This is a genomic window from Bacteroides clarus YIT 12056, from assembly GCF_900129655.1.
GTDB lineage: Bacteria > Bacteroidota > Bacteroidia > Bacteroidales > Bacteroidaceae > Bacteroides > Bacteroides clarus.
In genome coordinates this window covers 508190-532325 of sequence record NZ_FQWK01000003.1, presented here as the reverse complement: position 1 = coordinate 532325, position 24136 = coordinate 508190, and the positions used below count along the sequence as shown (strand labels likewise).

The 24136-nt window shown below is 46.7% G+C and carries 30 protein-coding genes and 1 tRNA gene; 13 read left to right on the top strand and 18 right to left on the bottom strand.

Annotated elements, in window-relative coordinates; translation table 11 throughout:
- Positions 1-302 precede the first annotated feature (302 nt).
- A complete protein-coding gene (locus BUB52_RS07090; RefSeq protein WP_039950536.1) occupies positions 303-2984 on the top strand; it encodes a transglutaminase family protein in 2682 nt (893 codons plus the stop codon).
- A gap of 13 nt (positions 2985-2997) precedes the next feature.
- On the opposite strand, the gene BUB52_RS07085 is transcribed toward BUB52_RS07090, so the two are convergent.
- The 4 genes from BUB52_RS07085 to BUB52_RS07070 form a co-directional block, all read right to left on the bottom strand.
- A complete protein-coding gene (locus tag BUB52_RS07085; protein ID WP_009121288.1) occupies positions 2998-3753 on the bottom strand; it encodes a copper homeostasis protein CutC in 756 nt (251 codons plus the stop codon).
- Positions 3754-3876: 123 nt separating this feature from the next.
- On the bottom strand, positions 3877-5415 hold the full coding sequence (rny, locus tag BUB52_RS07080) for a ribonuclease Y (protein WP_009121290.1): 1539 nt from the start codon (positions 5413-5415) through the stop codon (positions 3877-3879).
- Positions 5416-5542: 127 nt separating this feature from the next.
- Positions 5543-5833, bottom strand: a complete 291-nt coding sequence (locus BUB52_RS07075; protein WP_009121291.1) for a cell division protein ZapA — start codon at positions 5831-5833, stop codon at positions 5543-5545.
- Positions 5834-5845: 12 nt separating this feature from the next.
- On the bottom strand, positions 5846-6139 hold the full coding sequence (locus tag BUB52_RS07070; protein ID WP_009121292.1) for a hypothetical protein: 294 nt from the start codon (positions 6137-6139) through the stop codon (positions 5846-5848).
- A 380-nt stretch (positions 6140-6519) separates the two neighbouring features.
- Between BUB52_RS07070 and BUB52_RS07065 the strand changes: the two genes are divergently transcribed.
- Positions 6520-7101 carry a 5'-methylthioadenosine/S-adenosylhomocysteine nucleosidase family protein gene (locus BUB52_RS07065; protein ID WP_039950537.1) on the top strand — a complete coding sequence of 194 codons (582 nt, stop codon included), beginning with the start codon at positions 6520-6522 and terminating at the stop codon, positions 7099-7101.
- Positions 7102-7128: 27 nt separating this feature from the next.
- Here BUB52_RS07065 and BUB52_RS07060 read toward each other — a convergent pair whose 3' ends face one another.
- Complete coding sequence (locus BUB52_RS07060; protein ID WP_009121294.1) at positions 7129-7488, bottom strand: YbaN family protein; 360 nt, start codon at positions 7486-7488, stop codon at positions 7129-7131.
- 20 nt (positions 7489-7508) lie between these two features.
- On the opposite strand from BUB52_RS07060, the gene BUB52_RS07055 reads away from it, so the two are divergent.
- The 3 genes from BUB52_RS07055 to BUB52_RS07045 all read left to right on the top strand — a co-directional run bounded on the left by BUB52_RS07055 (position 7509) and on the right by BUB52_RS07045 (position 9341).
- On the top strand, positions 7509-8342 hold the full coding sequence (locus tag BUB52_RS07055; RefSeq protein ID WP_009121295.1) for a phosphodiester glycosidase family protein: 834 nt from the start codon (positions 7509-7511) through the stop codon (positions 8340-8342).
- Between the two features lie 109 nt (positions 8343-8451).
- Positions 8452-8784 carry a 6-carboxytetrahydropterin synthase QueD gene (gene queD / locus BUB52_RS07050; RefSeq protein WP_009121296.1) on the top strand — a complete coding sequence of 111 codons (333 nt, stop codon included), beginning with the start codon at positions 8452-8454 and terminating at the stop codon, positions 8782-8784.
- An 11-nt stretch (positions 8785-8795) separates the two neighbouring features.
- Positions 8796-9341 (top strand): 7-carboxy-7-deazaguanine synthase QueE, encoded by a 546-nt coding sequence (locus tag BUB52_RS07045; protein ID WP_009121297.1) that lies wholly within the window; start codon positions 8796-8798, stop codon positions 9339-9341.
- 28 nt (positions 9342-9369) lie between these two features.
- Here the strand turns inward: BUB52_RS07045 and BUB52_RS07040 are convergent.
- The 4 genes from BUB52_RS07040 to BUB52_RS07025 form a co-directional block, all read right to left on the bottom strand.
- Positions 9370-9442 (bottom strand) — tRNA-Trp (locus tag BUB52_RS07040).
- A 75-nt stretch (positions 9443-9517) separates the two neighbouring features.
- Entirely contained in the window at positions 9518-10093 is a 576-nt protein-coding gene (locus tag BUB52_RS07035) for a uracil-DNA glycosylase family protein (protein ID WP_009121298.1), read from the bottom strand.
- A 38-nt stretch (positions 10094-10131) separates the two neighbouring features.
- Entirely contained in the window at positions 10132-10764 is a 633-nt protein-coding gene (locus BUB52_RS07030) for a hypothetical protein (protein WP_009121299.1), read from the bottom strand.
- Between the two features lie 80 nt (positions 10765-10844).
- On the bottom strand, positions 10845-11486 hold the full coding sequence (locus tag BUB52_RS07025; RefSeq protein WP_009121300.1) for an AlbA family DNA-binding domain-containing protein: 642 nt from the start codon (positions 11484-11486) through the stop codon (positions 10845-10847).
- 149 nt (positions 11487-11635) lie between these two features.
- Here BUB52_RS07025 and BUB52_RS07020 point away from each other — a divergent pair, with 149 nt between their 5' ends.
- The 3 genes from BUB52_RS07020 to BUB52_RS07010 all read left to right on the top strand — a co-directional run bounded on the left by BUB52_RS07020 (position 11636) and on the right by BUB52_RS07010 (position 14036).
- Positions 11636-11812 (top strand): histone H1, encoded by a 177-nt coding sequence (locus BUB52_RS07020; RefSeq protein WP_009121302.1) that lies wholly within the window; start codon positions 11636-11638, stop codon positions 11810-11812.
- A gap of 182 nt (positions 11813-11994) precedes the next feature.
- Positions 11995-13266 carry a putative DNA modification/repair radical SAM protein gene (locus BUB52_RS07015; protein ID WP_039950468.1) on the top strand — a complete coding sequence of 424 codons (1272 nt, stop codon included), beginning with the start codon at positions 11995-11997 and terminating at the stop codon, positions 13264-13266.
- Positions 13263-14036, top strand: a complete 774-nt coding sequence (locus BUB52_RS07010; protein WP_009121305.1) for a TIGR03915 family putative DNA repair protein — start codon at positions 13263-13265, stop codon at positions 14034-14036. Before BUB52_RS07015 ends, BUB52_RS07010 begins: the two co-directional genes overlap by 4 nt.
- Positions 14037-14039: 3 nt before the next feature.
- On the opposite strand, the gene BUB52_RS07005 is transcribed toward BUB52_RS07010, so the two are convergent.
- Genes BUB52_RS07005 through BUB52_RS06990 form a run of 4 tightly spaced genes read right to left on the bottom strand, consistent with a single transcriptional unit; the run spans position 14040 to position 18109 of the window.
- Positions 14040-15020: a lytic transglycosylase domain-containing protein gene (locus tag BUB52_RS07005; RefSeq protein WP_039950470.1), complete on the bottom strand. Its 981-nt coding sequence runs from the start codon at positions 15018-15020 to the stop codon at positions 14040-14042.
- Between the two features lie 38 nt (positions 15021-15058).
- Positions 15059-15784, bottom strand: coding sequence for an SDR family NAD(P)-dependent oxidoreductase (locus tag BUB52_RS07000; RefSeq protein WP_009121307.1), 726 nt, complete (start codon positions 15782-15784; stop codon positions 15059-15061).
- Positions 15785-15793: 9 nt separating this feature from the next.
- The gene (locus BUB52_RS06995; RefSeq protein WP_009121308.1) at positions 15794-16204 is read right to left on the bottom strand and encodes a secondary thiamine-phosphate synthase enzyme YjbQ; all 411 of its coding nucleotides are present in this window, start codon (positions 16202-16204) and stop codon (positions 15794-15796) included.
- 30 nt (positions 16205-16234) lie between these two features.
- The gene (locus BUB52_RS06990; protein ID WP_009121309.1) at positions 16235-18109 is read right to left on the bottom strand and encodes a PAS domain-containing sensor histidine kinase; all 1875 of its coding nucleotides are present in this window, start codon (positions 18107-18109) and stop codon (positions 16235-16237) included.
- A gap of 361 nt (positions 18110-18470) precedes the next feature.
- On the opposite strand from BUB52_RS06990, the gene BUB52_RS06985 reads away from it, so the two are divergent.
- Positions 18471-18935 (top strand): MaoC family dehydratase, encoded by a 465-nt coding sequence (locus BUB52_RS06985; RefSeq protein WP_009121312.1) that lies wholly within the window; start codon positions 18471-18473, stop codon positions 18933-18935.
- Between the two features lie 2 nt (positions 18936-18937).
- Positions 18938-19144: a hypothetical protein gene (locus tag BUB52_RS06980; protein WP_073212633.1), complete on the top strand. Its 207-nt coding sequence runs from the start codon at positions 18938-18940 to the stop codon at positions 19142-19144.
- On the opposite strand, the gene BUB52_RS06975 is transcribed toward BUB52_RS06980, so the two are convergent.
- Together BUB52_RS06975 and BUB52_RS06970 are read right to left on the bottom strand one after the other, a co-directional pair.
- A complete protein-coding gene (locus BUB52_RS06975) occupies positions 19090-19464 on the bottom strand; it encodes a nitrous oxide-stimulated promoter family protein (protein ID WP_009121313.1) in 375 nt (124 codons plus the stop codon). The genes BUB52_RS06980 and BUB52_RS06975 overlap by 55 nt on opposite strands.
- On the bottom strand, positions 19457-19912 hold the full coding sequence (locus BUB52_RS06970; RefSeq protein ID WP_009121314.1) for a GNAT family N-acetyltransferase: 456 nt from the start codon (positions 19910-19912) through the stop codon (positions 19457-19459). The genes BUB52_RS06975 and BUB52_RS06970 overlap by 8 nt, the downstream gene beginning before the upstream one ends.
- A 161-nt stretch (positions 19913-20073) precedes the next feature.
- Here BUB52_RS06970 and BUB52_RS06965 point away from each other — a divergent pair, with 161 nt between their 5' ends.
- The 3 genes from BUB52_RS06965 (at position 20074) to nfo (ending at position 21866) form a co-directional block, all read left to right on the top strand.
- Positions 20074-20556: a PepSY-like domain-containing protein gene (locus BUB52_RS06965; RefSeq protein ID WP_009121316.1), complete on the top strand. Its 483-nt coding sequence runs from the start codon at positions 20074-20076 to the stop codon at positions 20554-20556.
- Positions 20557-20683: 127 nt separating this feature from the next.
- The gene (locus BUB52_RS06960) at positions 20684-20995 is read left to right on the top strand and encodes an MGMT family protein (protein WP_039950471.1); all 312 of its coding nucleotides are present in this window, start codon (positions 20684-20686) and stop codon (positions 20993-20995) included.
- A gap of 22 nt (positions 20996-21017) precedes the next feature.
- Positions 21018-21866: a deoxyribonuclease IV gene (gene nfo, locus BUB52_RS06955; protein WP_039950540.1), complete on the top strand. Its 849-nt coding sequence runs from the start codon at positions 21018-21020 to the stop codon at positions 21864-21866.
- Here the strand turns inward: nfo and BUB52_RS06950 are convergent.
- The 3 genes from BUB52_RS06950 to BUB52_RS06940 form a co-directional block, all read right to left on the bottom strand.
- On the bottom strand, positions 21856-23154 hold the full coding sequence (locus BUB52_RS06950) for a rhamnogalacturonidase (protein WP_009121319.1): 1299 nt from the start codon (positions 23152-23154) through the stop codon (positions 21856-21858). The genes nfo and BUB52_RS06950 overlap by 11 nt on opposite strands.
- A gap of 108 nt (positions 23155-23262) precedes the next feature.
- Positions 23263-23655 carry a VOC family protein gene (locus BUB52_RS06945; RefSeq protein ID WP_009121320.1) on the bottom strand — a complete coding sequence of 131 codons (393 nt, stop codon included), beginning with the start codon at positions 23653-23655 and terminating at the stop codon, positions 23263-23265.
- 38 nt (positions 23656-23693) lie between these two features.
- Positions 23694-24131: a GNAT family N-acetyltransferase gene (locus BUB52_RS06940; RefSeq protein ID WP_009121321.1), complete on the bottom strand. Its 438-nt coding sequence runs from the start codon at positions 24129-24131 to the stop codon at positions 23694-23696.
- Positions 24132-24136: the final 5 nt, after the last annotated feature.

Genomic DNA, 24136 nt, shown 5'->3' with positions numbered 1-24136 from the left:
TTCTTAAAAAACACATCGTTTTGCTATCCGGGTATTACAAATATATGGCGGAACGTGCGGTTGGTACGTGATCGGAAAGAGGTGGCAGGGATGAGTCCCTCCCTTTACGGGAACATATCTTCGGAGGATAAGGGGATTTCTTAGGAGGGAAACGATATCTTCCCGGAGCGTTCGGTTTCTCCGGCAATACGAAGGATGGTTTAGGGAAGATGCCGCCTCGATAATACATTCGGGATAAATAAATTTTCTTTTGCACGTGATTTATGTTACTTTTGCAGCTCAACCTTAATGATATGTACCTTATGAAACGTACCACTCTTCTTTCCGGCATAATCGGCTTGCTGTGTTTGCTGGCTGCTTGCGGCGATTCTCATTTCATGACGGATGCCGCTTATCGCTCGCGTGTGGAGCAAGATTTTCAAAAGAAAAAGACTTTGATGCCGCAAGGAGACTTGTTTGCCGTATTCGATGCTTCTCTCACTGCTTACGAGCGTGAGGCTTTGGAGTTTCTTTATGCTTATATGCCCTTGGCGGATATTGCGGATTACTCCGGAGAGTTTCACTTGATGAATGTACGTGCTTCTCGGCGGGCTGCCGATGAAATGCCTTGGGGAAAGATTATCCCTGAAGATGTATTCAGGCATTTTGTTCTTCCGGTGAGGGTGAATAATGAGCATTTGGACAGCGCCCGCGTCGTATTCTATAAGGAGCTGAAAGACCGGGTGAAATCTCTTTCTTTGCGGGATGCCATTTTGGAAGTGAACCACTGGTGCCATGAGAAAGCCATTTATATGCCTTCCGATGCGCGTACGAGTTCGCCTCTGGCAACGGTACGTACGGCTTACGGCCGTTGCGGGGAGGAATCAACATTTTTGGTTGCCGCACTCCGTTCGGTAGGTATTCCGGCACGTCAGGTATATACGCCCCGTTGGGCTCATACCGATGATAATCATGCGTGGGTGGAGGCATGGGCAGACGGTAAATGGCATTTCTTGGGAGCTTGCGAGCCCGAACCGGTTCTTAATCTCGGGTGGTTCAATGCGCCTGCCAGTCGGGGGATGCTGATGCATACAAAAGTTTTTGGACGCTATGAGGGGGAGGAAGAGATAATGTCCGTTACTCCCACTTACACCGAAATCAATGTGATTGACAATTATGCACCTGCTGCAAAAGCTTCCGTAACCGTAGTGAATGCGGACGGTACGCCCGTGGATAGCGCCTGTGTGGAATTCAAACTTTACAATTATGCGGAATTCTATACGGTGGCTACCAAATATACCTCTGCCGGCGGCACTTGTGGATTGACCGCAGGAAAGGGAGATATGTTGGTGTGGGCATCGAAGGACGGATGCTTCGGTTTTGCCAAACTCTCTTTCGGCAGGCAATCGGAACTGACGGTGAAACTTGATAAAAAGAAGGGCGATGCTTTTGCCATGGATATAGATATCGTACCGCCACCGGAAACAGCCAATCTGCCCGAAGTGACACCGGAGCAACGCGCTGGGAATGATTGGCGGCTGGCGCAGGAAGATTCTATCCGTAATGCCTATACGGCGACATTTATGACCGAGGATTCGGCGCGCGCCTTTGCCCGTAAATATAAGCTGGATGAGGAGGCCGTCGCGAAGATATTGGTTGCTTCCCGCGGCAATCATAAGGTAATTTGTGACTTTATGACCCGTTTGCGCTCTGATAAGTCAAAGAAAGGCGGCATCGACCTCTTGCAACGGATTTCGGCTAAAGACCTTCGGGATGTCGGTCTGGAAGTACTGATAGACCATATGCTCTCCAGCGTGCGTACCGATGCGGAGACTTTCCGTAACTATGTACGTAACCCGCGTGTAAGTAACGAAATGCTGACTCCCTACAAAGGTTTCTTCAAGAAAGTCGTTTCAAAAGCAGATATGGAAGCCTATGCGGCACAGCCGATGAAATTGGTGAAGTGGGTGGCGGAAAACATCCGTGTGGATAAGAATTGTAATTTAGGCGGCGACCCTGTTTCTCCCGAAGGCGTGTGGAGAGCGCGGTTGGCGGATGCGCATAGCCGGGATATTTTCTTTGTATCCATGGCGCGTAGCATGGGTATACCTGCACGTATAGACGAGGTGACGGGCAAGGTACAGCTGATAAGGGCGGAAGGCGCAACAGATGTCGATTTGGACTGCAATCCGCAAGACCTTGTATCTATGGAGGAAACTATTCCTCTGAAGGGTAAGCTTGTCGCTGAATATCCGCCTATCAAGTCTTTGGACGATCCCAAATATTATTCTCATTTCACCCTTTCCAAAGTAACTCCGCAGGGGAAATTGCGGTTGTTGGCTTACGATGAAGGTGACCTTGATATGGGCGGCGGCACTACTTGGAGCAGCCTGTTGAGGAAAGGGACATCATTGGATAGCGGAGATTACCTTTTAGTGACCGGAACCCGTTTGGCAAAAGGCGGCGTGCTTTCCCGTATCACGGAATTCAGTATCAAACCCGGGCAGACGACTCATCTCGAGTTGGCGGTACGTGAAAGTAAGGATGAAGTGCAGGTGATAGGTAATTTCAATTCGGAGTCTCTCTTTACTCCGCTGCAAGCGGCCAGTTCCAAGCAAAGCCTGTTGGAAGCCTGCGGACGGGGGTACTTTGTTGTCGGAATCTTGGGAGTTAACCAGGAACCTACCAACCATGCGTTGCGTGATATAGCCGCTTGCAAAACAGATTTGGAAAAGTGGGGACGGAAGATGGTATTGCTTTTCCCGAATGAGGCGCAGCCCGGGAAATTCGTTCAAGAATCTTTTCCCGATTTACCTTCTACCGTTATCTATGGTATAGATACGGACGGTATTCAATCTCAGATTGCGGAGACGATGAAGTTAAGACATAAAGAAACCTTACCTGTATTTATCATTGCGGATACATTTAACAGGGTAGTCTTTATCTCGCAAGGTTATACAATAGGATTGGGCGAGCAGTTGACGAAAACGATTGGTAAGTTGTAAGTAGGTGAGGGATTTAACTCCCGGCTCTCAATTTTCCAATTGTTTTTTTCACCCGTTCTTTAGTTGTCACGTTGCGTTCAAATTCATTGATTTGTACGGTTGCGCCCATCGGCACCCGTTCTTTGCGGTATTGCATACGGCTTGCTACTGTTTCTCTGGCCGAGAAATGAAACTCGTTGATACCTGTCTCTTGGGCTATACGTGCGATATTTGTTTCATTTACTCCACAACCGGCAAGCAAGGTGATACGTCCTGCCGCCTGCTGTTGCAGTTCTTTCAACAGGGGAATGCCCAGTTCGGCTGTGGCTTGCTGTCCCGAGGTCAGGATACGGTCGCATCCGAGACTGATAATGTCTTCCAGCGCTTTTTGCGGATTGCGGCAAACATCGAAAGCCCGGTGAAAAGTGACCGATATATCTTGAGCGGCTTCCATGAATTGCTTCATTAGCGGAATATCGATTTCTCCGTCATCCGTCAGACAGCCTAAAACAACACCGTCTGCTCCTAAGCGGCGGGCATTGTCTATGTCCTTTAGCATGATGCGTTGTTCGATAGGAGAGTATAGAAAATCACCGCCGCGCGGACGGATAATAACATGTAGTTTGTTTTTTTGCAGGACTTCTCTTGCAATGACAATATCACCGTACGAAGGGGTAGTTCCCCCTTCGGGTATTCCGGCGCACAGCTCTACCCGATCGGTTCCACCCGCTTGGGCGGCAATGCAGCTCTCTACCGAGTTTGCGCAAACCTCAAATAAATATTCCTTCATGACTTTTATCTCTTTTTATAGTCACAAAAATAAGAAAACTCCGTGAACTCCGGAAGCGGATAAAATAAAAAAGGAGCGAATGGCCTGTTGCCAACGCTCCTCTCATGGTTTTAATTCTTTTGTTTACTTAGCGTAGCTTACCGCACGTGTCTCACGGATAACGGTAATTTTCACCTGTCCCGGATAAGTCATCTCATCCTGTATCTTCTTGGCTATTTCACCGGAAAGGTTTTCTGTCGCCTTATCGTCAATCTTGTCTGCACCGACGATGACGCGCAATTCACGGCCTGCCTGGATAGCGTAGGTCTTTGTTACGCCCGGATAAGACATCGCCAGTTGCTCAAGGTCGTTGAGACGCTTGATATAGGCCTCTACAATTTCGCGGCGGGCTCCCGGACGCGCTCCTGAGATGGCGTCGCATACCTGTACGATAGGAGCCAGCAGACTGGTCATTTCCACTTCATCGTGGTGAGCGCCGATAGCGTTGCAAATATCCGGCTTTTCCTTGAATTTCTCTGCCAGTTTCATACCGTAGAGTGCGTGCGGCAATTCCGGCTCTTCATCGGGCACTTTACCGATATCATGCAGCAATCCGGCACGTTTTGCCTTTTTGGGGTTCAAACCGAGCTCAGATGCCATTACAGCACATAAATTGGCTGTTTCACGGGCATGTTGCAACAGGTTCTGACCGTAAGACGAACGGTATTTCATCTTACCGATGATACGGATAAGCTCGGGATGCAGACCATGAATACCTAAGTCTATGGTAGTACGTTTACCGGTTTCTATAATTTCCTCTTCCACCTGCTTGCGTACTTTGGCTACTACTTCCTCGATACGTGCAGGATGGATACGTCCGTCTGTTACCAGCTGGTGCAATGCCAGACGGGCAATTTCGCGGCGAACCGGGTCGAAGGCTGATAATACGATGGCTTCCGGAGTATCGTCCACAACGATTTCCACACCGGTGGCAGCTTCCAACGCACGGATGTTACGTCCTTCACGACCGATGATGCGTCCTTTGATTTCATCCGATTCGATGTGGAATACAGTAACGGAGTTTTCGATAGCGGTCTCTGTCGCTACACGTTGGATGGACTGTATAACGATACGTTTGGCTTCTTTGCTTGCTGTCAGTTTGGCATCGTCCATGATATCATTGATATAGGATTGCGCCTGCGTCTTGGCTTCTTCCTTCAAGGATTCTACCATACGCTCTTTGGCTTCTTCGGCGGAAAGGCCTGAAATTGCTTCCAGCTTTTCGATTTCCTGGCGTTGCATATGTTCCAGTTCCTCTTTCTTTTTGTCAACGATTACCAATTGGGCTTCCAGATTCTCTTTCACCGCCTCGGCTTCCATCTTCTTACGCTGAATTTCTTCCTGACGCTGGTTCAGTACCAGTTCGCGTTGTTTCAACTTATTCTCTGCCTGCTGTATCTTTTGGTTACGGAGTGATACCTCTTTCTCCAAATCCGCTTTCTTGTTCAGGAATTTTTCCTTTACTTCCAGCAACTTATTCTTTTTAATCACTTCCGCTTCAGCCTCGGCTTCTTTAAGGATGCTGTCGTATTTGGACTTCAATCCATGCTTGAAGAACATATACGAAGCAAATCCGCCGACGATGAAACAGGCAATGGATACTACTATTGTAACTACTGTCATTTTATTAATTTGTTTTTAAGTATATAAATAAAAAGCACTGCATAAAAGCCTGTCCGTTACCGGACGGGGCTTTTGTACAGTGCGCGATATTATCTCTCTCGTAAAAACGGAACAGAAAATTGTTTCCTTATCCTTCCTTGAAATAGGATTCCAATACTTCTGTCAGTTCTTTTATCTTGGCTGTATAGGGCTCAGTATCATTACGGTCTTTCAACTGAAGGGTCTCCAAAGCAAATTGATAAGCCACCATGGCTATAATCCTCTCTGAAGAGATGTTCTGATAGTGTTCCCGATACGCATTGATCCGGATATTGACCTGTTTGGCAGCTTCCCTTACTATTTCCTCGTCCTCACGATTGATGGTGAGAGGATAGGTGGCCCCTGCCATTTGCAGGTTTATCTTTATCTTATCGTTCATACATCCTCTTTTTTATTCATTCAATAAAGCGATGCATTTATCGACTTCACGCACTAATTTGGACAATCGCAGTTTCGTCTCTTTTACGTCACTGCCGTTAAGGCTGATTGTCGTAGCTGTTTTTAGGTTTGTGTAGTTTGTTTCCAGCTCTTTGTAATCGGCACGTACTTTCTCGCATTCTTCCTCTTTAGCTTCGAGAAGTTGCTTAAGTTCAGCATTTTCGCGTTTTAATTCATCATGCAGATAGATTAAATGCCGCAGTCTGGCTTCAAAAGTACTTAATAGCTTCTTTTCTTCGTCTGTCATTACTACACCAAAATTGTACACAAAAATACAATTAACTTGGAGATTACAAAAGCTTTTCAAAGAAAAATGTTCCGTATGTACTGAAATAAGGGGAAAAAGAGGTTATGTCATGTGGGATAAAGGGAACTTTGGACTATTTAAGTGATAGTATGGCCGATATTAATCCGTAGCAATATCGGAGATTACTGCCTTAATAACTTTAGATTGGTTTTCTGTGTGTGTATTGAAATCTTCATAAAATAATTTGTGGGATAATTTAATTTATATACTGAACTAATTGTATACCTTTGTGTACCATATCTGTGCAGTTGGATAAACCGGGTAAGACGGAGTACGTGGAGGTGTTGAATTTGTATATTATAAAACAAGAATCAAAGAATATGAGAATTTTAGTTACTTACGCCGTTCAGGGTGAATTTACGGAATTGAAGTTTCCCGGTTTGACAGGGGAAGAAGAAGTGCAGGTGGGCTATCTTCGCACCGGAATAGGAAAGGTGAAATCGGCTTTTTATCTTACGGAAGCTATCAATCGCGCACAGCCCGATTTAGTTGTCAATATGGGTACGGCAGGTACTGTCCGTCATCAGGTGGGGGATATTTTCGTATGCCGTCATTTCATAGACCGCGATATGCAGAAGTTGACTGATTTTGATATGGAATGTGAGATAAACTCGGCGGAACTGTTGGCTCGGAAAGGCTATTGCCTGCATTGGCAGGGCGAAGGAATATGTAATACGGGGGATACTTTTCTGACGGAACTGTCGGATGTAAAAGGAGATGTTGTGGATATGGAAGCTTATGCCCAGGCATGGGTGTGCCGTACCAAAAATACACCGTTCATCGCGGTGAAGTATGTAACCGATATCATCGGGCAGAATTCGGTGAAGCATTGGGAGGATAAACTTGCGGATGCCCGTAAGGGATTGGGAGAATTCTTTGAGGCGCTTGGAGGAGCAGGGTAATTCGTAATTGAGAAGCAAGGCTTTACTTTATTTCAGTGTTTTGAAAGAGAGGATATGGTAACTTGTTCCTATTGCAATCAGTAACAATAATATTTTCAGCCACCAATAGGGGGCTATGAAAAAGATGCAGTTGAGAATTGTTATCCATATAAGTGATATGGAAATGATTTTAGCTCTTAACGGAATAGCTTTATTCTCACGGAAATTACGGATATAGTTTCCCAAATATTTTTGGTGCAACAGCCAATGGTAGAGGCGGGGAGAACTGCGGACGTAAAGAGCTGCTGTAAGTAACAGAAATGGAGTTGTAGGCAGCAATGGAAGAAAAACTCCGATGATGCCGAGTATTAAAGAAAGTGTACCGAATAGGATATAAAGGGCTTTCATGCCGCAAAAATAGAAAAAATATGAAGAATAAAGTCGTTTTGCTATTGTTTATTGTTTGTTGCGCATGGACCGCTACGGCCCAGACGGTTGCGGATTCTTTGGCTTTGGTTGCCGCGCATTGGCAGGTGACGTCTTTAAAGAAAGGCGTACTTTGCCGAAAGGCTTTTTTCAATTCTTTATATGGTGTTCCACAGGAAGTTTCCGTACTCGAAATAACTCCGAAGTATTACAATCTGGATGTACTGATTCATCAGCCTAAAGAGGAAACCAGTGTGGCTGCACACCGTTCGGGAGCAATAGCTGCCGTTAATGGTTCTTATTTTAATATGAAAGCAGGTAATTCGGTTTGTTATTTGCGGAAAAACGGAGTGGTGGTGGATACAACTGCCAACGGCGCATTGGGTACGGTTTCCAATGGAGCTGTATTCATAAAGAAAGGACGGATGAAATTGTTGCCCTGGAGCAAACAAGAAGAAAAGGCTTGTCGCTTGAAGCATGGGACGGTGCTTGTTTCCGGTCCTTTGATGCTGATGAATGGAAAAGAGTGTGATATTTCCGCTTGTAACCAAAGTTTTGTGAATACCAAACATCCGCGTAGCGCCATAGTGCTTACGAAAGATAAAAAGATTTTGTTTGTTGTTGTGGACGGACGTATGAAAGGAAAGGCGGATGGTGTCAATATACCTGAACTGACACACATGATCCGCGTATTGGGTGGAAAAGACGCGTTGAATCTTGACGGCGGCGGTTCTTCTACTTTATGGAGCGGGGAATATTCCGATACGGGTATCATTAATACGCCTTCGGGTGGAGTGGAACGCCGGGTTGCCAATTCTATCTGTGTGTATGAATAAGTGGTAATCTGATGTGTAAATTCCAAGTTTTTTGTACTTTTGCTGTCGCATCGAGGTGACATTAGATGCACAGTACTATAAATGATATTTTAATTAGCGTATTAACAGTATGTATACAGTCATTAAACGAATGGAAGTTTCGGCTGCCCACAGTCTGAAGCTTTCCTATCAGAGTAAATGTGAAAATCTGCATGGTCACAATTGGATAATCACAGTTTATTGCCGTTCCAAAGAGTTGAATGCCGATGGTATGGTAGTTGATTTCAGCCATATCAAACAGGTGGTGAAAGAGCAGTTGGACCACCGGAATATCAATGAAGTTCTTCCTTTTAATCCTACAGCCGAGAATATTGCGCGTTGGATATGCGACCAAATACCTACTTGTTTTAAAGTAGAGGTGCAGGAATCCGAGTCGAATATAGCCGTATATGAAGAAGATTGACACGACCGCTTATGAGAAAGATTAACGAAATATTTTACAGTCTGCAGGGAGAGGGATTTCATACGGGTACTCCTGCTGTTTTTATCCGTCTTTCCGGTTGTAACCTGAAGTGCCCGTTTTGTGATACGCAGCATGAAGAGGGTGTTTTGATGACAGATGAAGAAATCATGGCGGAGGTGGGGAAATATCCTGCAATGATGGTGATACTGACGGGTGGAGAACCTTCGCTTTGGATTGATCGGGAATTTGTAGACCGTCTGCACCAGCTGGGAAAGTATGTGTGTATCGAGACTAACGGGACACACGAGCTACCGGATAATATAGATTGGGTGACTTGCTCGCCCAAACGAGGGGCAAAACTGAGCATTTCCCGCATGGATGAGGTGAAAGTGGTGTATGAAAGTCAGGACATTACCGTGTATGAACAACTGCCTGCCAAGCATTTTTTTCTGCAACCTTGTTCTTGTAGTAATACGGTAGAAACTGTGGTGCGCGTGATGCAGCATCCGAAATGGAGACTGAGTTTACAGACGCATAAGTTGATTAATATTTCTTGAACGGTGACTTTGCCTGATAAGGCGGTTGCACGGGAGGAGAGGCTCGAACTCCCGACACCCGGTTTTGGAGACCGGTGCTCTACCAACTGAGCTACTCCCGTGTTTGCGGCTGCAAAGGTAATGGAAACTTTCAAATCTGCAAGCCCTTTGTCCCTTTATTTTAAAGGGAAAATCGCTTATAGCATTTGTAAGTCCTGATACATAACGCGATAGGCTGCCGCTTTTTTTTCTAAAGCCAGCGGATAAGCTCTTGATGAAGAAGGCATGCGATAGAGACGTATGGGGCGATCCTCGAAAATGAACTCTGTAAAATCCCCGACCTTGGGCTCTTTCAATGAGAACAGCGCGCAAAGTGTGTCCGTCGCCTTTTGCCCCGTGGTGACAATCGCTTCGCATTGCGGCAGTTGTTGCAGCAATGCGGCTATATCGGTAGGTTGGACTACCTCAAGAAACTTATCGGATGCATTATCCTGTAATCGCCGTACGGCGGTGGCCGTATCGAACAGGGCTATTCCCTTTTTGTTCAGGAAACTGATAATACACTCTTTACAAAAGGCCTTTCGGGATTTATCTACGAAATGGTCTTTATCATTAAAGAATAAGAGACCTGCTATGCGCCACATGTCGTTATTCCAATTCGGATAATAAAACTCCATTGACCACCGCTTCTTTTGCGGCGGGAAGCTCCCCAGCATCAGTAAACGTGCATTGCCGGGGAGAAAAGGTTCTAAGGGATGCTGTTCTATTTCCATAGAAAAAAGCGTTTGCGCTTATTGGCCGAGACTTCGGCTTATGCTTTCTCTTGTTCGTCGGCTTTCTTTTTCGGTTCTTTCTTTGCCAGCATAACGATATTGTACACATACTCGGTCATCCATTGTTCCGAGTATCCCAAACGTTCTTTGTACTGACGGACTGTCATGGCTGTTTTGTGTACGTCATCCTTTTTCCAAACGGCCTTGGTACAAACCTCATGTACCGTTTTTTCGGTCATGCTGCGTAATGCGCCTTTAAAAATAGACGGCATACGGAATTTCCATTGCATCAGGTTACCCATCAACATCATCAGATCGTTAGAGAAGCCCTGATACATGAAAAGATAACCTTGTACGTCATTCTGCGTACGGCAGTGTTTTTTTACGGAAGCGTCGATCTCTTTAAAGAAGTTCTCGCTTATTCCGTAGTCCTGCATCAGCATCTTGCGGGAAACCGCTTTTTCCGCTTGTCCCAGACGACCGCCCTGTGTAGGAATTTTGAATAAACGTTTGAAGTTGGCTACATCCGGTACAAAACGGATGTTGGTGATACCCAGGTTTGCGGCTATCACAGATTGGAAGTAGACACGTGTCAGTGAGACAAAGTCTTCCACATTTTTGGAAGAAACCTCTTCCGAATTCTTGTTGAATAGTTTGGCAAATATACCCATGATGATAGTTTTTCTAAATTTACGGGTGCAAAGGTAGTAAATAACTTGCTTTTTACCAGCACTCCAACTCTTTTTCTACTTCATTTCAGCTTGAAGTGAAACTTATGTCCTTCGAATATGGGTTCCACAATGTCATAGCGAATGAGTTTAGCCAGCAAATGTTCCGCGGAACGGCGTGACAGATGTGCCAGACGGCAATAACGGTTCAGTGACAATCGGTCGTTTTGTTCCAGCAAATCAAGAAGCAGTTGTTCCCGTTCGGTGTATTCCATCAGTTCTCCTTTGGGACTTTCGCTTTGCTGCCAGATACGCAGGTGTACCGGGGTGGCAAGAATGTTTTCGTCTTTAATGCGCAGGTAGGCGAGATACCTGCCGGTTTCGTCTTTGGCATATACCGGTTTCCGGTCGCTTTCATCAATTTGTACGAGTAGCACGCTACGGCCTTCCACCTGATAAGTCTGCGTGCTGTAACTCACTTCCGGGCGACAGTATAATCGGGCTGCCGCTTCTATCATATATTGTTCCTCGTCGGAGCGTACTCCGGCTATTTTTCCATTGTCTTTTACGCCGATAAGGAGACGTCCGCCGTCCGTATTTGAAAAGGCCGAAAGCGTCTTGGCAATTTTTCGCGCATCGGATATTTCGAACTTGAAATCTTGCTGCTGGTGCTCTCCTTCGGCTATGAGAGCATGTATATATTGGGCATCAGTAAGCGTTTTCATGCCTGCAAAAGTAGATAAAAAACACGTATGAGCCCTTTTTTATGCCGATTTTGCGTATTATTTCAAAAAAAATATCGTTTTTCTGCATTTATTTCAAGAAAGAATGTATTTTTGTCGGACATTATTAACGAAGTAATTAAAAAAGGATTATGAAAGAATTAGTTGAAAAAGTTGCAGAATTGTATGCAGCATTCGAAAAAGATGCAAAAGCTCAGTTGGAAAACGGTAACAAGGCAGCCGGTACTCGTGCACGTAAGGCTTCTTTGGAAATCGAAAAGACAATGAAAGAATTCCGCAAAGCATCTTTGGAAGCTTCTAAGAAGTAAGAAAAAAGCAGATTTAATGCTGTGAAAGACTGCCGTCCGGCGGTCTTTTTTATTTTATATATAGTAGTTCCTTTGTACGGATAAGTCGTTTTTCTATCCTATCCCTCAACGATTTTTAATATATTAATTGCTTGGCCTTCGTCCTTGAAATCGAAGTTTTATTGCTACTTTTGGCACGGGTTATGGACGAGAATGTATTAAATAAGTTGAAGATATTGGCGGAGTCGGCAAAGTACGATGTATCTTGCTCATCCAGCGGTACTGTGCGTTCCAATAAAGCGGGCATGGTGGGTAATACTGTGGGCGGGTGGGGTATCTGTCATAGCTTTGCAGAGGACGGACGCTGTATTTCGTTGTTGAAAGTGATGCTGACGAATTACTGCATATACGATTGCGCCTATTGTATCAACCGTCGTAGCAACGACTTGCCTCGTGCCACCCTTTCCGTCGGCGAACTGGTGGATTTGACAATGGAATTTTATCGCCGCAACTACATCGAAGGGCTTTTTCTGAGTAGCGGTGTGGTGCGCAACCCCGATTATACAATGGAACGGTTGGTGCGTGTGGCCAAAGACCTTCGTACCATCCATCGCTTCAACGGCTATATCCATTTGAAGAGTATTCCCGGAGCCAGTCGGGAGTTGGTGAATGAAGCCGGGTTATATGCCGACCGTCTCAGTGTAAATGTGGAAATCCCCAAAGAAGAAAACCTCAAGCTGCTTGCTCCGGAGAAAGACCATAAGAGTGTGTTTGCTCCGATGCGATATATCCAGCAAGGTGTTTTGGAGAGTGCGGAAGAACGTAAGAAGTATCGTTATGCGCCCCGTTTTGCTCCGGCGGGACAGAGTACACAGATGATTGTGGGGGCTACCGCTGAAACGGACAAGGATATTCTTTTCCTTTCATCGGCTCTTTATCAGCGTCCTACGATGCGGCGCGTCTATTATTCCGGATATGTCTCGGTGAATACGTACGACAAGCGCCTGCCGGCTTTGAAACAGCCGCCCTTGGTACGCGAGAACCGCCTCTATCAGGCTGACTGGCTGCTGCGTTTCTATCAGTTCAAGGTAGATGAAATCGTAGATGACGCTTATCCGGATTTGGATTTGGAGATAGATCCGAAACTGTCGTGGGCCTTGCGTCATCCCGAGCTGTTTCCCGTTGATATCAATAAAGCGGATTATGAGATGATACTCCGCATACCGGGTATCGGCGTGAAATCGGCGCGCCTGATAATCGCTTCCCGCCGTTTTTCCAAATTGGGATTTTATCAGCTGAAAAAAATCGGCGTGGTAATGAAGAAAGCGCAGTATTTTATTATGTGCAGTGAACTGCCTATGCGTACGGTCAATGAAATGACTCCGCAAGGGGTGCGCAATCTGTTGGTGCGAAAGCCTAAAAAGAAATACGATGACAGGCAGTTGACACTTGATTTTGGAGAAGAAAGAGAATGAACCTGTTTATATTCGATAATACTTTCGAGGGATTGCTGACTTCTGTTTTCGAGGCCTATTCCCGCCGTACTTTTCCGGATGCTTTGTTGGCAGAGGGAGAGCCGCTACCCTTATTCCATGATGAGGCTTTTACGGTGGTTTCCGATGAAGAGAAAGCGGGTAGGGTTTGGCGCGGCTTACAGAAAAAACTGTCTGCATCCGCCTTGTCCTGCCTTACCCAATGCTGGCTGGCGGAAGAGCCGGAAACGGCATCGCTCCTGTTTCGTTATATCCGTAAAGCAATAGATGCTCCCCGTTCCATTGAAACCAATTTTGCCGACCCTGATGTTTTGGAATTCTCACGTATGTGGAAACGGGTAGATTGGGAACGCATACGGATGTTGCAGTTCATCCGTTTTCAAAAGGCTGCGGACGGTACTTATTTTGCAGCGGTGGAGCCGGAGAAGAATGCACTTCCCCTGATAACCGGGCATTTTAAAGACCGCTTTGCCGACCAACGTTGGTTGATATATGACATTAAGCGCGCTTATGGCTATTATTACGATTTAAAAGAAATACGGGAAGTTACTTTCGGCGAAGATAGTCATGAAGGACATCTTGTGACGGGTATGCTGGACGAAAGCCTTATGGATAAAGATGAAAAACTCTTTCAGCGACTTTGGAAAACCTATTTCAAGGCAATCTGCATCAGAGAGAGGCTGAATCCCCGCAAGCACAGACAAGATATGCCTGTGCGTTATTGGAAGTATTTGACGGAGAAACAGACTTGACTCTTAATTTATTACCCAGTGCTTGTTATAAGGAACGGTCTTATGCGGATCGTAGTGCATTCCGGCTTGCGTCGGTATCTTTAGGATGTATGTACGTCCGCTTTTGTTCATCAAAGAAATGTCACGCAGCCAGGGATTGGCATCTTTTAGCTGAGCATAGGTGATACCTTTGCTTTTGGCGAATTGCGCCAGATTGGTTATTCCAGTAGTGACTTTCACTTCAGTGTATGGGATGGACGGATAAAGATGTTCACGTTTCAGTAAGAAACCGTATTGTTGCGGATTGCTGATAACAGCCTTTGCCGCCAGCAAACGGAACATATAGCGTGAGGTTTCCTCTACCAGCCAAAGGTCTGCCGCTCGGCTCACCATTTGTTTCTGTAACTGTGCGGAGATGCGTCCTTGTCCGGCATTGTAGGCAGCGGCTACGCAGAGCCAGTTGCCATATTTGGCATAGGCCTCTTTCAGATATTTACAGGCGGCTTTCGTTTCTTTTTCCACGTGATAACGTTCGTCGATGTTATTGTTTACTTCCAAACCGAACTCACGTCCTGTACCGGGCATGAACTGCCACATGCCGGCGGCACCGGCGGGTGATTTGGCAAGCGGGTTAAGCGCGCTTTCTATTACGGCCAGATATTTAAAATCATCCGGTATGCCGTTTGCTTTTAATATAGGTTCTATAATAGGAAAATAGCGGTTTGCACGCTTTACGGTGAGCATCGTGGTGGAATGCATATAGGTGAACGACATCAGTTCGCGGTCCATACGTTCCCGGTGATCGTAGCGCAGCAAGTCCACTTCCTGTCCGGCAAAGGTAATCTTGGCGGGTACGGTAGGAGAGGTGACGCAGTAGGGCACTTCCGATTTAACGGATTGTTGTTCAGGATTCAGCACACTGTTGCCGAGGAGAAAAGGCAACGAAGCGCCTGTACACAGGGCAACGGTGGCTGTAAGTATCATATATCCGGCTTTTTTTTTCATCTTGGTTGTTTTTGGTTTATTGGCGTGAAGATACGAAATCAATTCTTTATAGGCAACCGTTCCCACAGCCAACGTGGAATCATTCGCCAAAAGAATACCAATAGGCTGTAACGTCCGTCAATTACCGCCACCCGTTTTTTATGTTTTAATGCCCGGACGATGTGTCGGGCTACTTCGTCGGCATGCATCAGCATCGGGTACTTGCCGTTCCGCAGCAAGTCCGTTGCTACGAAGCCCGGACGGATATCGGTGAAGCGGATGTTGAGGCGCTGCATCCGTGAAAGTTGCGCCAAAGCGTCGATGTACGTATTCTGAAACCGCTTGGTGGCGGAGTAGGCGGGTGCTACACCCAGCCCCTTGGTGCCCGCTATGGAACTGATTACAGCGATATGCCCGCCACCCGTTTTTTTGAAATAGTCGAAAGCGGCGGTTACCATTCGGGTAAATCCTTCGACATTGGTACGTGCGGTGTTCAATTCTATTTCCGGTTCCAGGTTTCTGTTCTGATAACCCACACCGGAACTTAGGAAAAACAAGTCCATACCGCCTAGGCGGTCTACCAATCGGTTGAGATGCAGGATGGCATTATCCTCTGTCACATCAAGACATTGTATCTCTATCTGTTCGGGGTTGGTTTGCTGCATGCTCCGCAGGGCTTCTTCGCGCCTGCCGGCAATACCTATGCGCCAACCTTGCCGCACGAGTAAACGGGCTACTTCCTGGCCGATGCCTGAGGTGGCTCCTATGATAATGGCTTTTTTCATGGGCAGAGATTATCCAATAACGGTTGCGATGATTTTTCTTCCGCCGCCACGATTGCGGAATTCACACAGATAGATACCTTGCCAAATGCCCATGTTCATCCGTCCGTTGGTAATGGGGATGGTCAGTTCCGCTCCCACAATGGTGGACTTGGCATGCGCCGGCATATCGTCGTCCCCCTCGCAGGTATGTTCGTAATAAGGTTCACGTTCCCTGACAAGGCGGTTGAAGATGGCTTCCATATCTGTCTGTACATCCGGGTCGGCATTCTCGTTGATGGTGAGTGCGGCGCTTGTGTGCTTGATGAACAAATGTAATAATCCGGTTGGTGGCAACGGCGGCAGGTTGCGGGATATTTCTTCCGTAACCAGATGAAAGCCACGCTTGTGAGGGGTGAGGGTAAACTCTTTTTGTATTATCATATTTCTTTCCTGTTCTTTATTTCTATTCCGTTATGTCGCCGGCTGTACTTGGCAGGGAAACGTTACGGTAAACGTACTGCCTTCGCCTACGGCGGATATCACCTCGATTCTCCCGTTCATGTGTTCCACGATGGACTTGCAGATGGATAAGCCCAGTCCGGCTCCTTGTACGAAAGAATCCGTTTTTTCGAACCGTTCGAATATCACGCCGAGCTTTTCTTGAGGTATGCCGCACCCGGTATCGGAAACGCTTATCCTCGCTTCGGACTGTCCCGTTTCGTATGAAATCTCGACATATCCCTGCGTTGTATTCTTCAACGCGTTCGATACGAGGTTGCTTAATACCTGCTTGATGCGCATCGGGTCCTGCTCTATCAGGCGGGGAATTGCCGGATAGCGGGTTTTGAGCGTTACGCCTTCGGGAACATTACGTTGACATTCGGTGCAGCTCTCGTCTATCAGGTCCGAGAGATTGAGCCAGACGGGAGACAGCTCTATGTGTCCGGCTTCTATTTTCGACAAGTCTAATACATCATTGATGATATTCAGCAATAACTCATTGTTGTGGTTTATCAGGGCTATATAGCGGTCGCGCTCCTCGGCATCCTCTATGTAGGGCAAAAGACCGGAGAAACCGATAATGGCATTCAGCGGCGTGCGTATTTCGTGACTCATGTTGGCGAGGAAAGCGGATTTCAGGCGGTCTGATTCTTCGGCTTTCTCTTTGGCCAGTATCAGCATGGCTTCCGTATCTTTGAGCCGGGTGATATCGTAGTTGATACAGATGAGTTCGATACAGTTCTGTTCGGGAGCGTACACTTTCACTATCAGGTTGACGTGCGTCCAAGAACAGTTGCCGTCTTGTCTGAGAATGCGTATCTCCTTGTTGAACTTGTTCTCTGTACCTTTTAGGGCGTTATCCAGAAAGCGGAGCATATCGTGACGGTCGTCGGGGTGGATGTGGTTGTACACTCCGATGATTTCGGACAACGGTGTGTCCTCCTGCTCACCGACATTGATATACCAGCTGTGTTGGGCATATCCCTGCCGGGTGAGCAGATTGTAATGGGCATACCCTACTTTGGCATAGTTACCTATCAGTTCGAAGAAACTCTCGAATTCCTGTATTTTGTTGTAGGCTACGGTAGTCTCGGTCTTATCGGCATTTATCAGCAGATAGTTGGTAGGGACGTGCTTTTCGTCGTACAGCGTGGTTACTTTGGTCACGAGGTCTATCGTACCCGTTTTGGTCTGCGGGTCGTAGTAAGAGCCTACTTGCGCGAAGTCGTAGCGGAACGTGAAATCGGCGTTTTCATATTTTCTCAGTTTCTCTTTCATCTCTTGCGGAAATACGGGATTGTCGAAGATATTGACACCCAGCAGGTCTTCTTTCCGTCGCAAGTGGAACATTTCCAGTTCCTTGTCGTTGAGGTCTATCAGAACTCCGTCTATGTTGTAGAGTTCGATGCCCACCGGAAGGTTCTTGTAGATGTTGTGCAAAAGCCGTTCGCGTTGTTGCAGCACCTGCGAGGCGGATGACATATAAGGGCCGTCCTGTATTTCGGCTATGCCGTAAATCTTGGTATGTCCTTTTTCATCGGTTTTCTGCATACAGGCTTTACTGCGCACCCATACGGGGCCTTTTACGCTATCGAGCAGATAGACGGCTTCATTCATCTGCTGCATATTGTAAAAGGAATGTGTGGTGGTATGCGGTTGCTCCTCTTTCAAGATGCGTTTGTTGAAGTCTTCAAAGCTGATGTAACCGTCTTCTTTCAAACCCAGCAGGTTGGCGATGTATTCGGAACAGATATAACTCGCATCCTGCACGTCGGCTTCCCACCAGCCCATGTTGGCATTGCGCATTATGTCTGATAACAGGTTATAATCCTTTTTAGCGTCCATACAGGAATATTTAGAGTGATTGATATTCTTATTATATACTTGTATATGCTTACAAAAATAGATATAATTCGCAGAAATGAAAAGAAATGGGGAAGAGATATAATAAAAATACAATACAATACAATAACAGTTATTACCAACCGTATGTTTGTTTTGTTATGCGGAGCCATGACATTATCTGTTTGCAGACAAGTATAAACTTACGCGTTCTTTGTGGAATGTGCGGCTCATAATAAGGTAGACTATGGTAAAAACAGCCGGAATATATGGCTTTTTAGCAGTCTGTTTGTAATTTATTCGGAGATAAGCGGTATCTTTGTTACCGTTTACAACGCTATTTACCCAACAAAACAAAGAATATATGGAAAAAGTTATTATCAACTCGTATGAGGATTTTGAAAAGCTGATAGGTCAGCAAATCGGTGTTTCGGAATATGTGGAGCTTACGCAGGAACGTATCAACCTCTTTGCCGACGCAACGCTGGACCACCAGTGGATTCACGTTGATACCGAGCGTGCCAAGACCGAAAGTCCTTTTAAGAGTACTATTGCGCACGGTTATCTTACCCTCTCCATGCTGCCGCATCTGTGGAACCAGATTATTGAGGTGAACAACCTGAAGATGATGATTAACTATGGTATGGACAAGATGAAGTTCGGCCAGGCTGTACTGTCCGGGCAGAGCATCCGTTTGGTGGCTTCCCTGCACTCGCTGGCAAACCTGCGCGGTGTGGCAAAGGCGGAAATCAAGTTTGCTATCGAAATAGAGGGCGAAAAGAAGAAAGCGCTCGAAGGTATCGCCATCTTCTTATATTACTTCAACTGATGATGCGTAAAATGGTATGCCCCCAATGTAAAGTGGGGGCTTTTTTTGTCCTGAACGGCAGCGGAGAGCGTCTGCCCGTATATGTTTCCCGTGAGGGAGAGATTGTGCCCAAAGATCCCGAAGCTTCTTTGGAAGGGTATAATTTGACGGAAGTCTACTGTTTGTGCTGTTCCTGGCATGGCAGTCCGAAGCGTTTGCTGAAATATTGATGTATATACTCCTTCCATAAATGCCGGAGTGCCGCCGCAGGGTGATAGAGCAGCATTCGCGGCCCGGCATACCGCATCACCTCACGCATCCGTTCTTTCATGGCAGGCTTGTAGCAATGAATGGGGCAGAGCCTGCAAGTGTTCTTCTTCTCGCCAAACGGGCAGCGGGACAGGCGCACGCGGGCATACTCCAGTAATTCGAGGCATTGCGGGCAAAGTTCTTTGTTGCCCTCTTTCTTGCGGCAGTAGAGACGGATCATCTGCTCTACGGTGCGTTGCTCTTGGGCGATGCGTGATGGGCGGACGTTCTTTTTACTCATGCATGCTGCGTTTTAGGTAAATCATATCTTTCAGTTGCTTGCCCGCTTCGTATATGGGATGGTCGTAGTTGTCCGTAAAGAAGTCGGGGATGCGGTGCGAATATGTGAATCCGCAGCTTTCATAAAAGGGAACGGTCAGAGGACTGTCGCCCGTACCCACGAGCATAGTTCGGCATCTGTCTGCATACCGCTTGAAAAGATATTCTATCAGTATCCTGCCATATCCCTGCCGTTGGAATTGCGGGTAGGTGGCAATGTTCTTTATCTCGAAAACATCTTCCGCTTCACGAGTAACGACACAGGCGGCTTTTATGTTACCTGCATCCGTCAGGACGAACATTTCGCCACGTTCCAGATAACGGTCTATCATGGACTCTTGTTCGTCGGCCAGGAGTAGGAGGTCGAGGTATTGTTTCTTGTTATGAAGAACAGGATATATACTTATCATATCGCTTTCATGGATTTACGTTGCAAAATTAATCTTTGCAGGGATACTACCAAACAAAAAACGAAGTGATACTGTTGATTAATCAGTGATAATTCGTATAATAAGTATAATCCGTGCTTGCCGCGCATCATTTGCGGTGAACCATTAATACCTGAACGATTATGAATAAATTGAAAACTTCTTTATTGATTCTGATGCTTCTGGCATCTATATCCGCCTCTGCCGGTTATGCTCCCGACAGCGTGCAAATAGCTCTTAAAAAGATGTATCCCACAGCCGTCGGCATAGCCTGGTCGCAGGACAAGGCGTATTATGTGGCGGATTTTATGATGAATGGCTTCGATACCAAAGTCTGGTTCAACTCGGATGCGGAGTGGGTAATGAAGCAAACGGACTGGGAAACGCTGGATGAAGTGCCCGCCGCCGTGTTCAATGCTTTTGCCGCCAGCCAGTTTTCGGACGGGGTGGTACAGAACGTTGTTTGGGTACAGTTTCCCAAATGGCAACCCATCGTGGCCATACAAGTGGGCAAACCGAATGTGCAGATAAAATATCAGATATTGTTTACTCCGAAAGGCGAGGTCCTTCGCCAGCAGAATATCACTTACGCCTATAACACGCTTGGAGCAAGCACCTTCCTATAAACGGAAAGAGGTGTTCCTGTCCCGACAGGCGGGCATCTCATCCCGTCATTCGGTGTAAAAAATGAGCGGACTTGTTTTGTATGCTCTCCGTTTGCCTTATCTTTGCCGGAAAGAAAGACTGTATCTTATGAATCACGATGCTTTTCTGCAAGATGTTTACAGCGTTGTTGCCGCTATTCCTGCGGGACGCGTGGTGACTTACGGACAGATTGCCTATCTGGTAGGCAGACCTCAGTGTTCGCGTATGGTGGGACAGGCGATGCACAACGTGCCGGAAGATTTGCACCTGCCTTGCCATAGGGTGGTGAACAGTCAAGGCAGACTGGTACCGGGCTGGACGGAGCAAAGAGCGTTGCTGGAAAGTGAAGGTGTCCGGTTCAGGGCAAACGGTTTTGTAGATATGAAAAAGTCTCAATGGGAATTTATGAAAGAACAATAAACAAATGAATAACAATCGGAATATGAAATTTATAGGCGCGCATGTATCCGCCGGCGGCGGTGTGGAATTCGCTCCCGTCAATGCCCATGAAATAGGGGCGAACGCTTTTGCCCTGTTTACCAAGAACCAGCGCCAGTGGGTGGCGAAACCTCTGACGCGGGAAAGCATTGCTTTATTTAAGGAGAATTGCGGAAAGTATGCTTTGGATGCACGCTATATTCTTCCGCACGACAGTTATCTGATAAATCTGGGACATCCCGAAGAGGAAGGACTGGCGAAAAGCCGTGCGGCTTTTCTGGATGAGATGCAGCGTTGTGAAGAGTTAGGATTGAAGTTACTGAATTTTCATCCGGGCAGTCACTTGAACAAGATTTCCGTTAAGGCTTGTCTGGATAGGGTGGCCGAATCCATCAATATGACATTGGGCAAGACGCAGGGCGTTACGGCGGTTATTGAGAACACCGCCGGGCAAGGCAGTAATGTCGGCAATGAATTCTGGCACTTGAAGCATATCATCGACCGGGTGGAAGATAAGTCCCGCGTAGGCGTTTGCCTTGATACCTGTCATACCTATACGGCGGGATATGATATTGTAAACGAGTACGATAAGGTGTTTGAGGATTTCGATAAGACCGTCGGTTTCGGCTTTCTTCGCGCTATCCACCTGAATGATTCCAAAAAGGCGTTGGGAACTCGCGTAGACCGCCATGATAGCATCGGGAAAGGACTTATCGGCATGGGTTTCTTTGAACGTTTCATGAAAGATGAACGGTTCAACGACATGCCGATTGTGCTTGAAACTCCCGATGAATCACTTTGGGCGGAAGAAATCAATATGTTGCGTGGTTTTGAGGCGAACGTTATTGATTGACCTTAACGTTCTTCCATTCAAAATTAGAGATAATCTCTTTATCGCATTTGGCGTCCTTTGCCTTGATATTCAGATTCTCGAAAGTGAAATCCTTCAATTCGTACTGGTCGGACTTGCTGACGTTGAAGAATATGTCGCAACTCAGGTTGATATTGCGCAAAGTTACGTTGTTGGCACGTGAGAGGGGAATATCCTTACGGCCTTTGAGGTCGAAGAACTGTGTCCACGGTTTGATGAGCAGCATGCTCTTGGCATCGCCTGTGATGTCTTCCACCAGGATGTATTCGTAGTGTTGCGGCGTGTCGGGACGCATCTTCAGCCACAGCAGACGGGTAGCGTTGCTGATTTTGCAACGGCGGAGTATGATGTTGCGGTTGTGTATCGATTCACTGCCGCACGTCAGGCCGCTGTGGCAAAAACCATATGTACAGTCTTCTATGATGATATTGGTATTGCTGCCGTTATTGGCGTCTTTATCCGCCCACGGGCCTTTACCGCCTTTCAGGGCTACGGCATCGTCATTGACGGACATATAGCAGTTCTTAACCAGTACGTTGCTGCATACATCGATATCGATGGCGTCACTGCTCGGCGCTTTTACCGGAGCGGCGGGAGCGAAAATATGGAGATTCAGCAACTTGATGTTATTGCAGCGGTAGATATGCGTAGTCCAGAACGGAGAGTTCATGAGACGTACTCCGGAGATTTGCACATCGTTGCTGTTGGAGATGTAGAGCAGACGGGGACGCAACTCGTCCATGTTGGTGCATTTCGGGATAACCTGCCGGCGCAGCCAGAATGATTTCCAGTATCTATGTCCGTTACCGTTGATTGTGCCTTTGCCGGAGATTGTAAATCCGTTTACTTTGTCGGCATTGACCAGAGCGGCGAAATACTTCAGGCTTTGTCCTTCTATGCGGGTGTTGACAATGGCGAAATTGCTGATGTCATCACTTCCTTTCAATACGGAACCTTCTTCCATATATAGATGTGTCCGGGGTTTGAAGAAGATTGAACCGCTGAGGAAAGTTCCTTTGGGGACAACAATGACACCGCCGCCGTTTCGGGCTGCCCGGTCTATTACCGCCTGTATCTTTTCTGTTTGGAGGATTGTACTGTCGTTTACTACACCATAATCGGTTATGGTATATTTCTGTCCCAGTGTTTCGATGTTTACGATTTCGTTTTGTCTGAACCAGTCGGGGATAGGCGTACCGTCGGGGAATTTCTCTTGTCCGAACGTTTGCAGACTGATAAATGCTGTAAATAGGAATGCAATGATTTTCATGGTTTCCGATAAATTTAAAATCAACTTATGAATTACGCTGCAAACATAAGAAACTTAGTGCAATGCCGGGCGAAAGGCGTTGATTTAAATTCTGTGTAAAATGACTTTTTAGACTGCCTTGAACACGCATTCCACCCGGTTGCCGTCGGGGTCGAGTACTACACTTTCAAAATATCCGTCTCCCGAGGTACGGGGCTCCCCGGCGATGGTATATCCGGCGCTGCGCAGTTGTTCCGTCAGGCCGAGAACTTCCTCTTTGCTGTTGAGTGCAAAGGCGAAGTGGGTCAGGCCGAGTCTGTTTTCTTCAATGGGAGTATCCCGTACATCGGTACGGCTCATCAGCTCCAGGTCGGCTCCGCTGTCGAAACGGATAAAGTAGGATTCAAATCCTTTTTGGGGATTGACGTACTTTTCATTGCCTGTACCTTTGAAGTAACGGATATAAAACTCTTTCATTTCTTCCAGACGAAAAGTCCAGATGGCGATGTGGTGTATTCTCATAAGTCAATCTGTTTTTGTGTTATGCGATATGGGTTTGTTTACGGCTTCCATTGCAGGTGCAATATGGGAAAAGGATTTCCCGCAGGGTCGGTTTCATCTCTTCCGATAAGCCGGAAGCCCGTGTGCAGGTAGAATCGGTGAGCTGATTCGTTTTGCTCGTTGACGTCTACCTTATATATATGCTTTTCGTGGAGCGCGTATTGTATCAACTGCTTGCCGCAGCCTTTTCCTTGCTCCGCGGGATGTACAAAAAGCATTTCGATGAGCTCATCGCTCAGTCCCATGAAGGCGGCGATTTTTCCTTCCCGGTTCCGGATGATGTAAAGCTCTACGGCTTGAAAGTATCGGTTTCGTACCAATGGCTTATAGAACTGTATGTTCTCTTCCGTCAGGAAATGGTGGGTGCTTCGTACGGAGGCTTCCCATACGGCGAGCAGCTCGTCATAGTCTTGCGGGGTGGGGCGGAGAATAGTCATTCTGA

Coding starts and splice junctions, on each gene's coding strand:
- BUB52_RS07090 (WP_039950536.1), top strand. CDS start 303: ATGAAACGTACCACTCTTCTTTCCGGCATAATCGGCTTGCTGTGTTTG.
- BUB52_RS07075 (WP_009121291.1), bottom strand. CDS start 5,833: ATGAACGATAAGATAAAGATAAACCTGCAAATGGCAGGGGCCACCTAT.
- BUB52_RS06960 (WP_039950471.1), top strand. CDS start 20,684: ATGAATCACGATGCTTTTCTGCAAGATGTTTACAGCGTTGTTGCCGCT.
- BUB52_RS06985 (WP_009121312.1), top strand. CDS start 18,471: ATGGAAAAAGTTATTATCAACTCGTATGAGGATTTTGAAAAGCTGATA.
- queD (WP_009121296.1), top strand. CDS start 8,452: ATGTATACAGTCATTAAACGAATGGAAGTTTCGGCTGCCCACAGTCTG.
- BUB52_RS07005 (WP_039950470.1), bottom strand. CDS start 15,020: ATGAAAAAAAAAGCCGGATATATGATACTTACAGCCACCGTTGCCCTG.
- BUB52_RS06990 (WP_009121309.1), bottom strand. CDS start 18,109: ATGGACGCTAAAAAGGATTATAACCTGTTATCAGACATAATGCGCAAT.
- BUB52_RS07055 (WP_009121295.1), top strand. CDS start 7,509: ATGAAGAATAAAGTCGTTTTGCTATTGTTTATTGTTTGTTGCGCATGG.
- BUB52_RS06995 (WP_009121308.1), bottom strand. CDS start 16,204: ATGATAATACAAAAAGAGTTTACCCTCACCCCTCACAAGCGTGGCTTT.
- BUB52_RS06945 (WP_009121320.1), bottom strand. CDS start 23,655: ATGAGAATACACCACATCGCCATCTGGACTTTTCGTCTGGAAGAAATG.
- BUB52_RS06980 (WP_073212633.1), top strand. CDS start 18,938: ATGCGTAAAATGGTATGCCCCCAATGTAAAGTGGGGGCTTTTTTTGTC.
- BUB52_RS06965 (WP_009121316.1), top strand. CDS start 20,074: ATGAATAAATTGAAAACTTCTTTATTGATTCTGATGCTTCTGGCATCT.
- BUB52_RS06940 (WP_009121321.1), bottom strand. CDS start 24,131: ATGACTATTCTCCGCCCCACCCCGCAAGACTATGACGAGCTGCTCGCC.
- BUB52_RS07035 (WP_009121298.1), bottom strand. CDS start 10,093: ATGGAAATAGAACAGCATCCCTTAGAACCTTTTCTCCCCGGCAATGCA.
- BUB52_RS07060 (WP_009121294.1), bottom strand. CDS start 7,488: ATGAAAGCCCTTTATATCCTATTCGGTACACTTTCTTTAATACTCGGC.
- nfo (WP_039950540.1), top strand. CDS start 21,018: ATGAAATTTATAGGCGCGCATGTATCCGCCGGCGGCGGTGTGGAATTC.
- BUB52_RS07015 (WP_039950468.1), top strand. CDS start 11,995: ATGGACGAGAATGTATTAAATAAGTTGAAGATATTGGCGGAGTCGGCA.
- BUB52_RS07020 (WP_009121302.1), top strand. CDS start 11,636: ATGAAAGAATTAGTTGAAAAAGTTGCAGAATTGTATGCAGCATTCGAA.
- BUB52_RS06950 (WP_009121319.1), bottom strand. CDS start 23,154: ATGAAAATCATTGCATTCCTATTTACAGCATTTATCAGTCTGCAAACG.
- BUB52_RS07070 (WP_009121292.1), bottom strand. CDS start 6,139: ATGACAGACGAAGAAAAGAAGCTATTAAGTACTTTTGAAGCCAGACTG.
- BUB52_RS07030 (WP_009121299.1), bottom strand. CDS start 10,764: ATGGGTATATTTGCCAAACTATTCAACAAGAATTCGGAAGAGGTTTCT.
- BUB52_RS07085 (WP_009121288.1), bottom strand. CDS start 3,753: ATGAAGGAATATTTATTTGAGGTTTGCGCAAACTCGGTAGAGAGCTGC.
- BUB52_RS06975 (WP_009121313.1), bottom strand. CDS start 19,464: ATGAGTAAAAAGAACGTCCGCCCATCACGCATCGCCCAAGAGCAACGC.
- BUB52_RS07045 (WP_009121297.1), top strand. CDS start 8,796: ATGAGAAAGATTAACGAAATATTTTACAGTCTGCAGGGAGAGGGATTT.
- rny (WP_009121290.1), bottom strand. CDS start 5,415: ATGACAGTAGTTACAATAGTAGTATCCATTGCCTGTTTCATCGTCGGC.
- BUB52_RS07010 (WP_009121305.1), top strand. CDS start 13,263: ATGAACCTGTTTATATTCGATAATACTTTCGAGGGATTGCTGACTTCT.
- BUB52_RS07000 (WP_009121307.1), bottom strand. CDS start 15,784: ATGAAAAAAGCCATTATCATAGGAGCCACCTCAGGCATCGGCCAGGAA.
- BUB52_RS07065 (WP_039950537.1), top strand. CDS start 6,520: ATGAGAATTTTAGTTACTTACGCCGTTCAGGGTGAATTTACGGAATTG.
- BUB52_RS07025 (WP_009121300.1), bottom strand. CDS start 11,486: ATGAAAACGCTTACTGATGCCCAATATATACATGCTCTCATAGCCGAA.
- BUB52_RS06970 (WP_009121314.1), bottom strand. CDS start 19,912: ATGATAAGTATATATCCTGTTCTTCATAACAAGAAACAATACCTCGAC.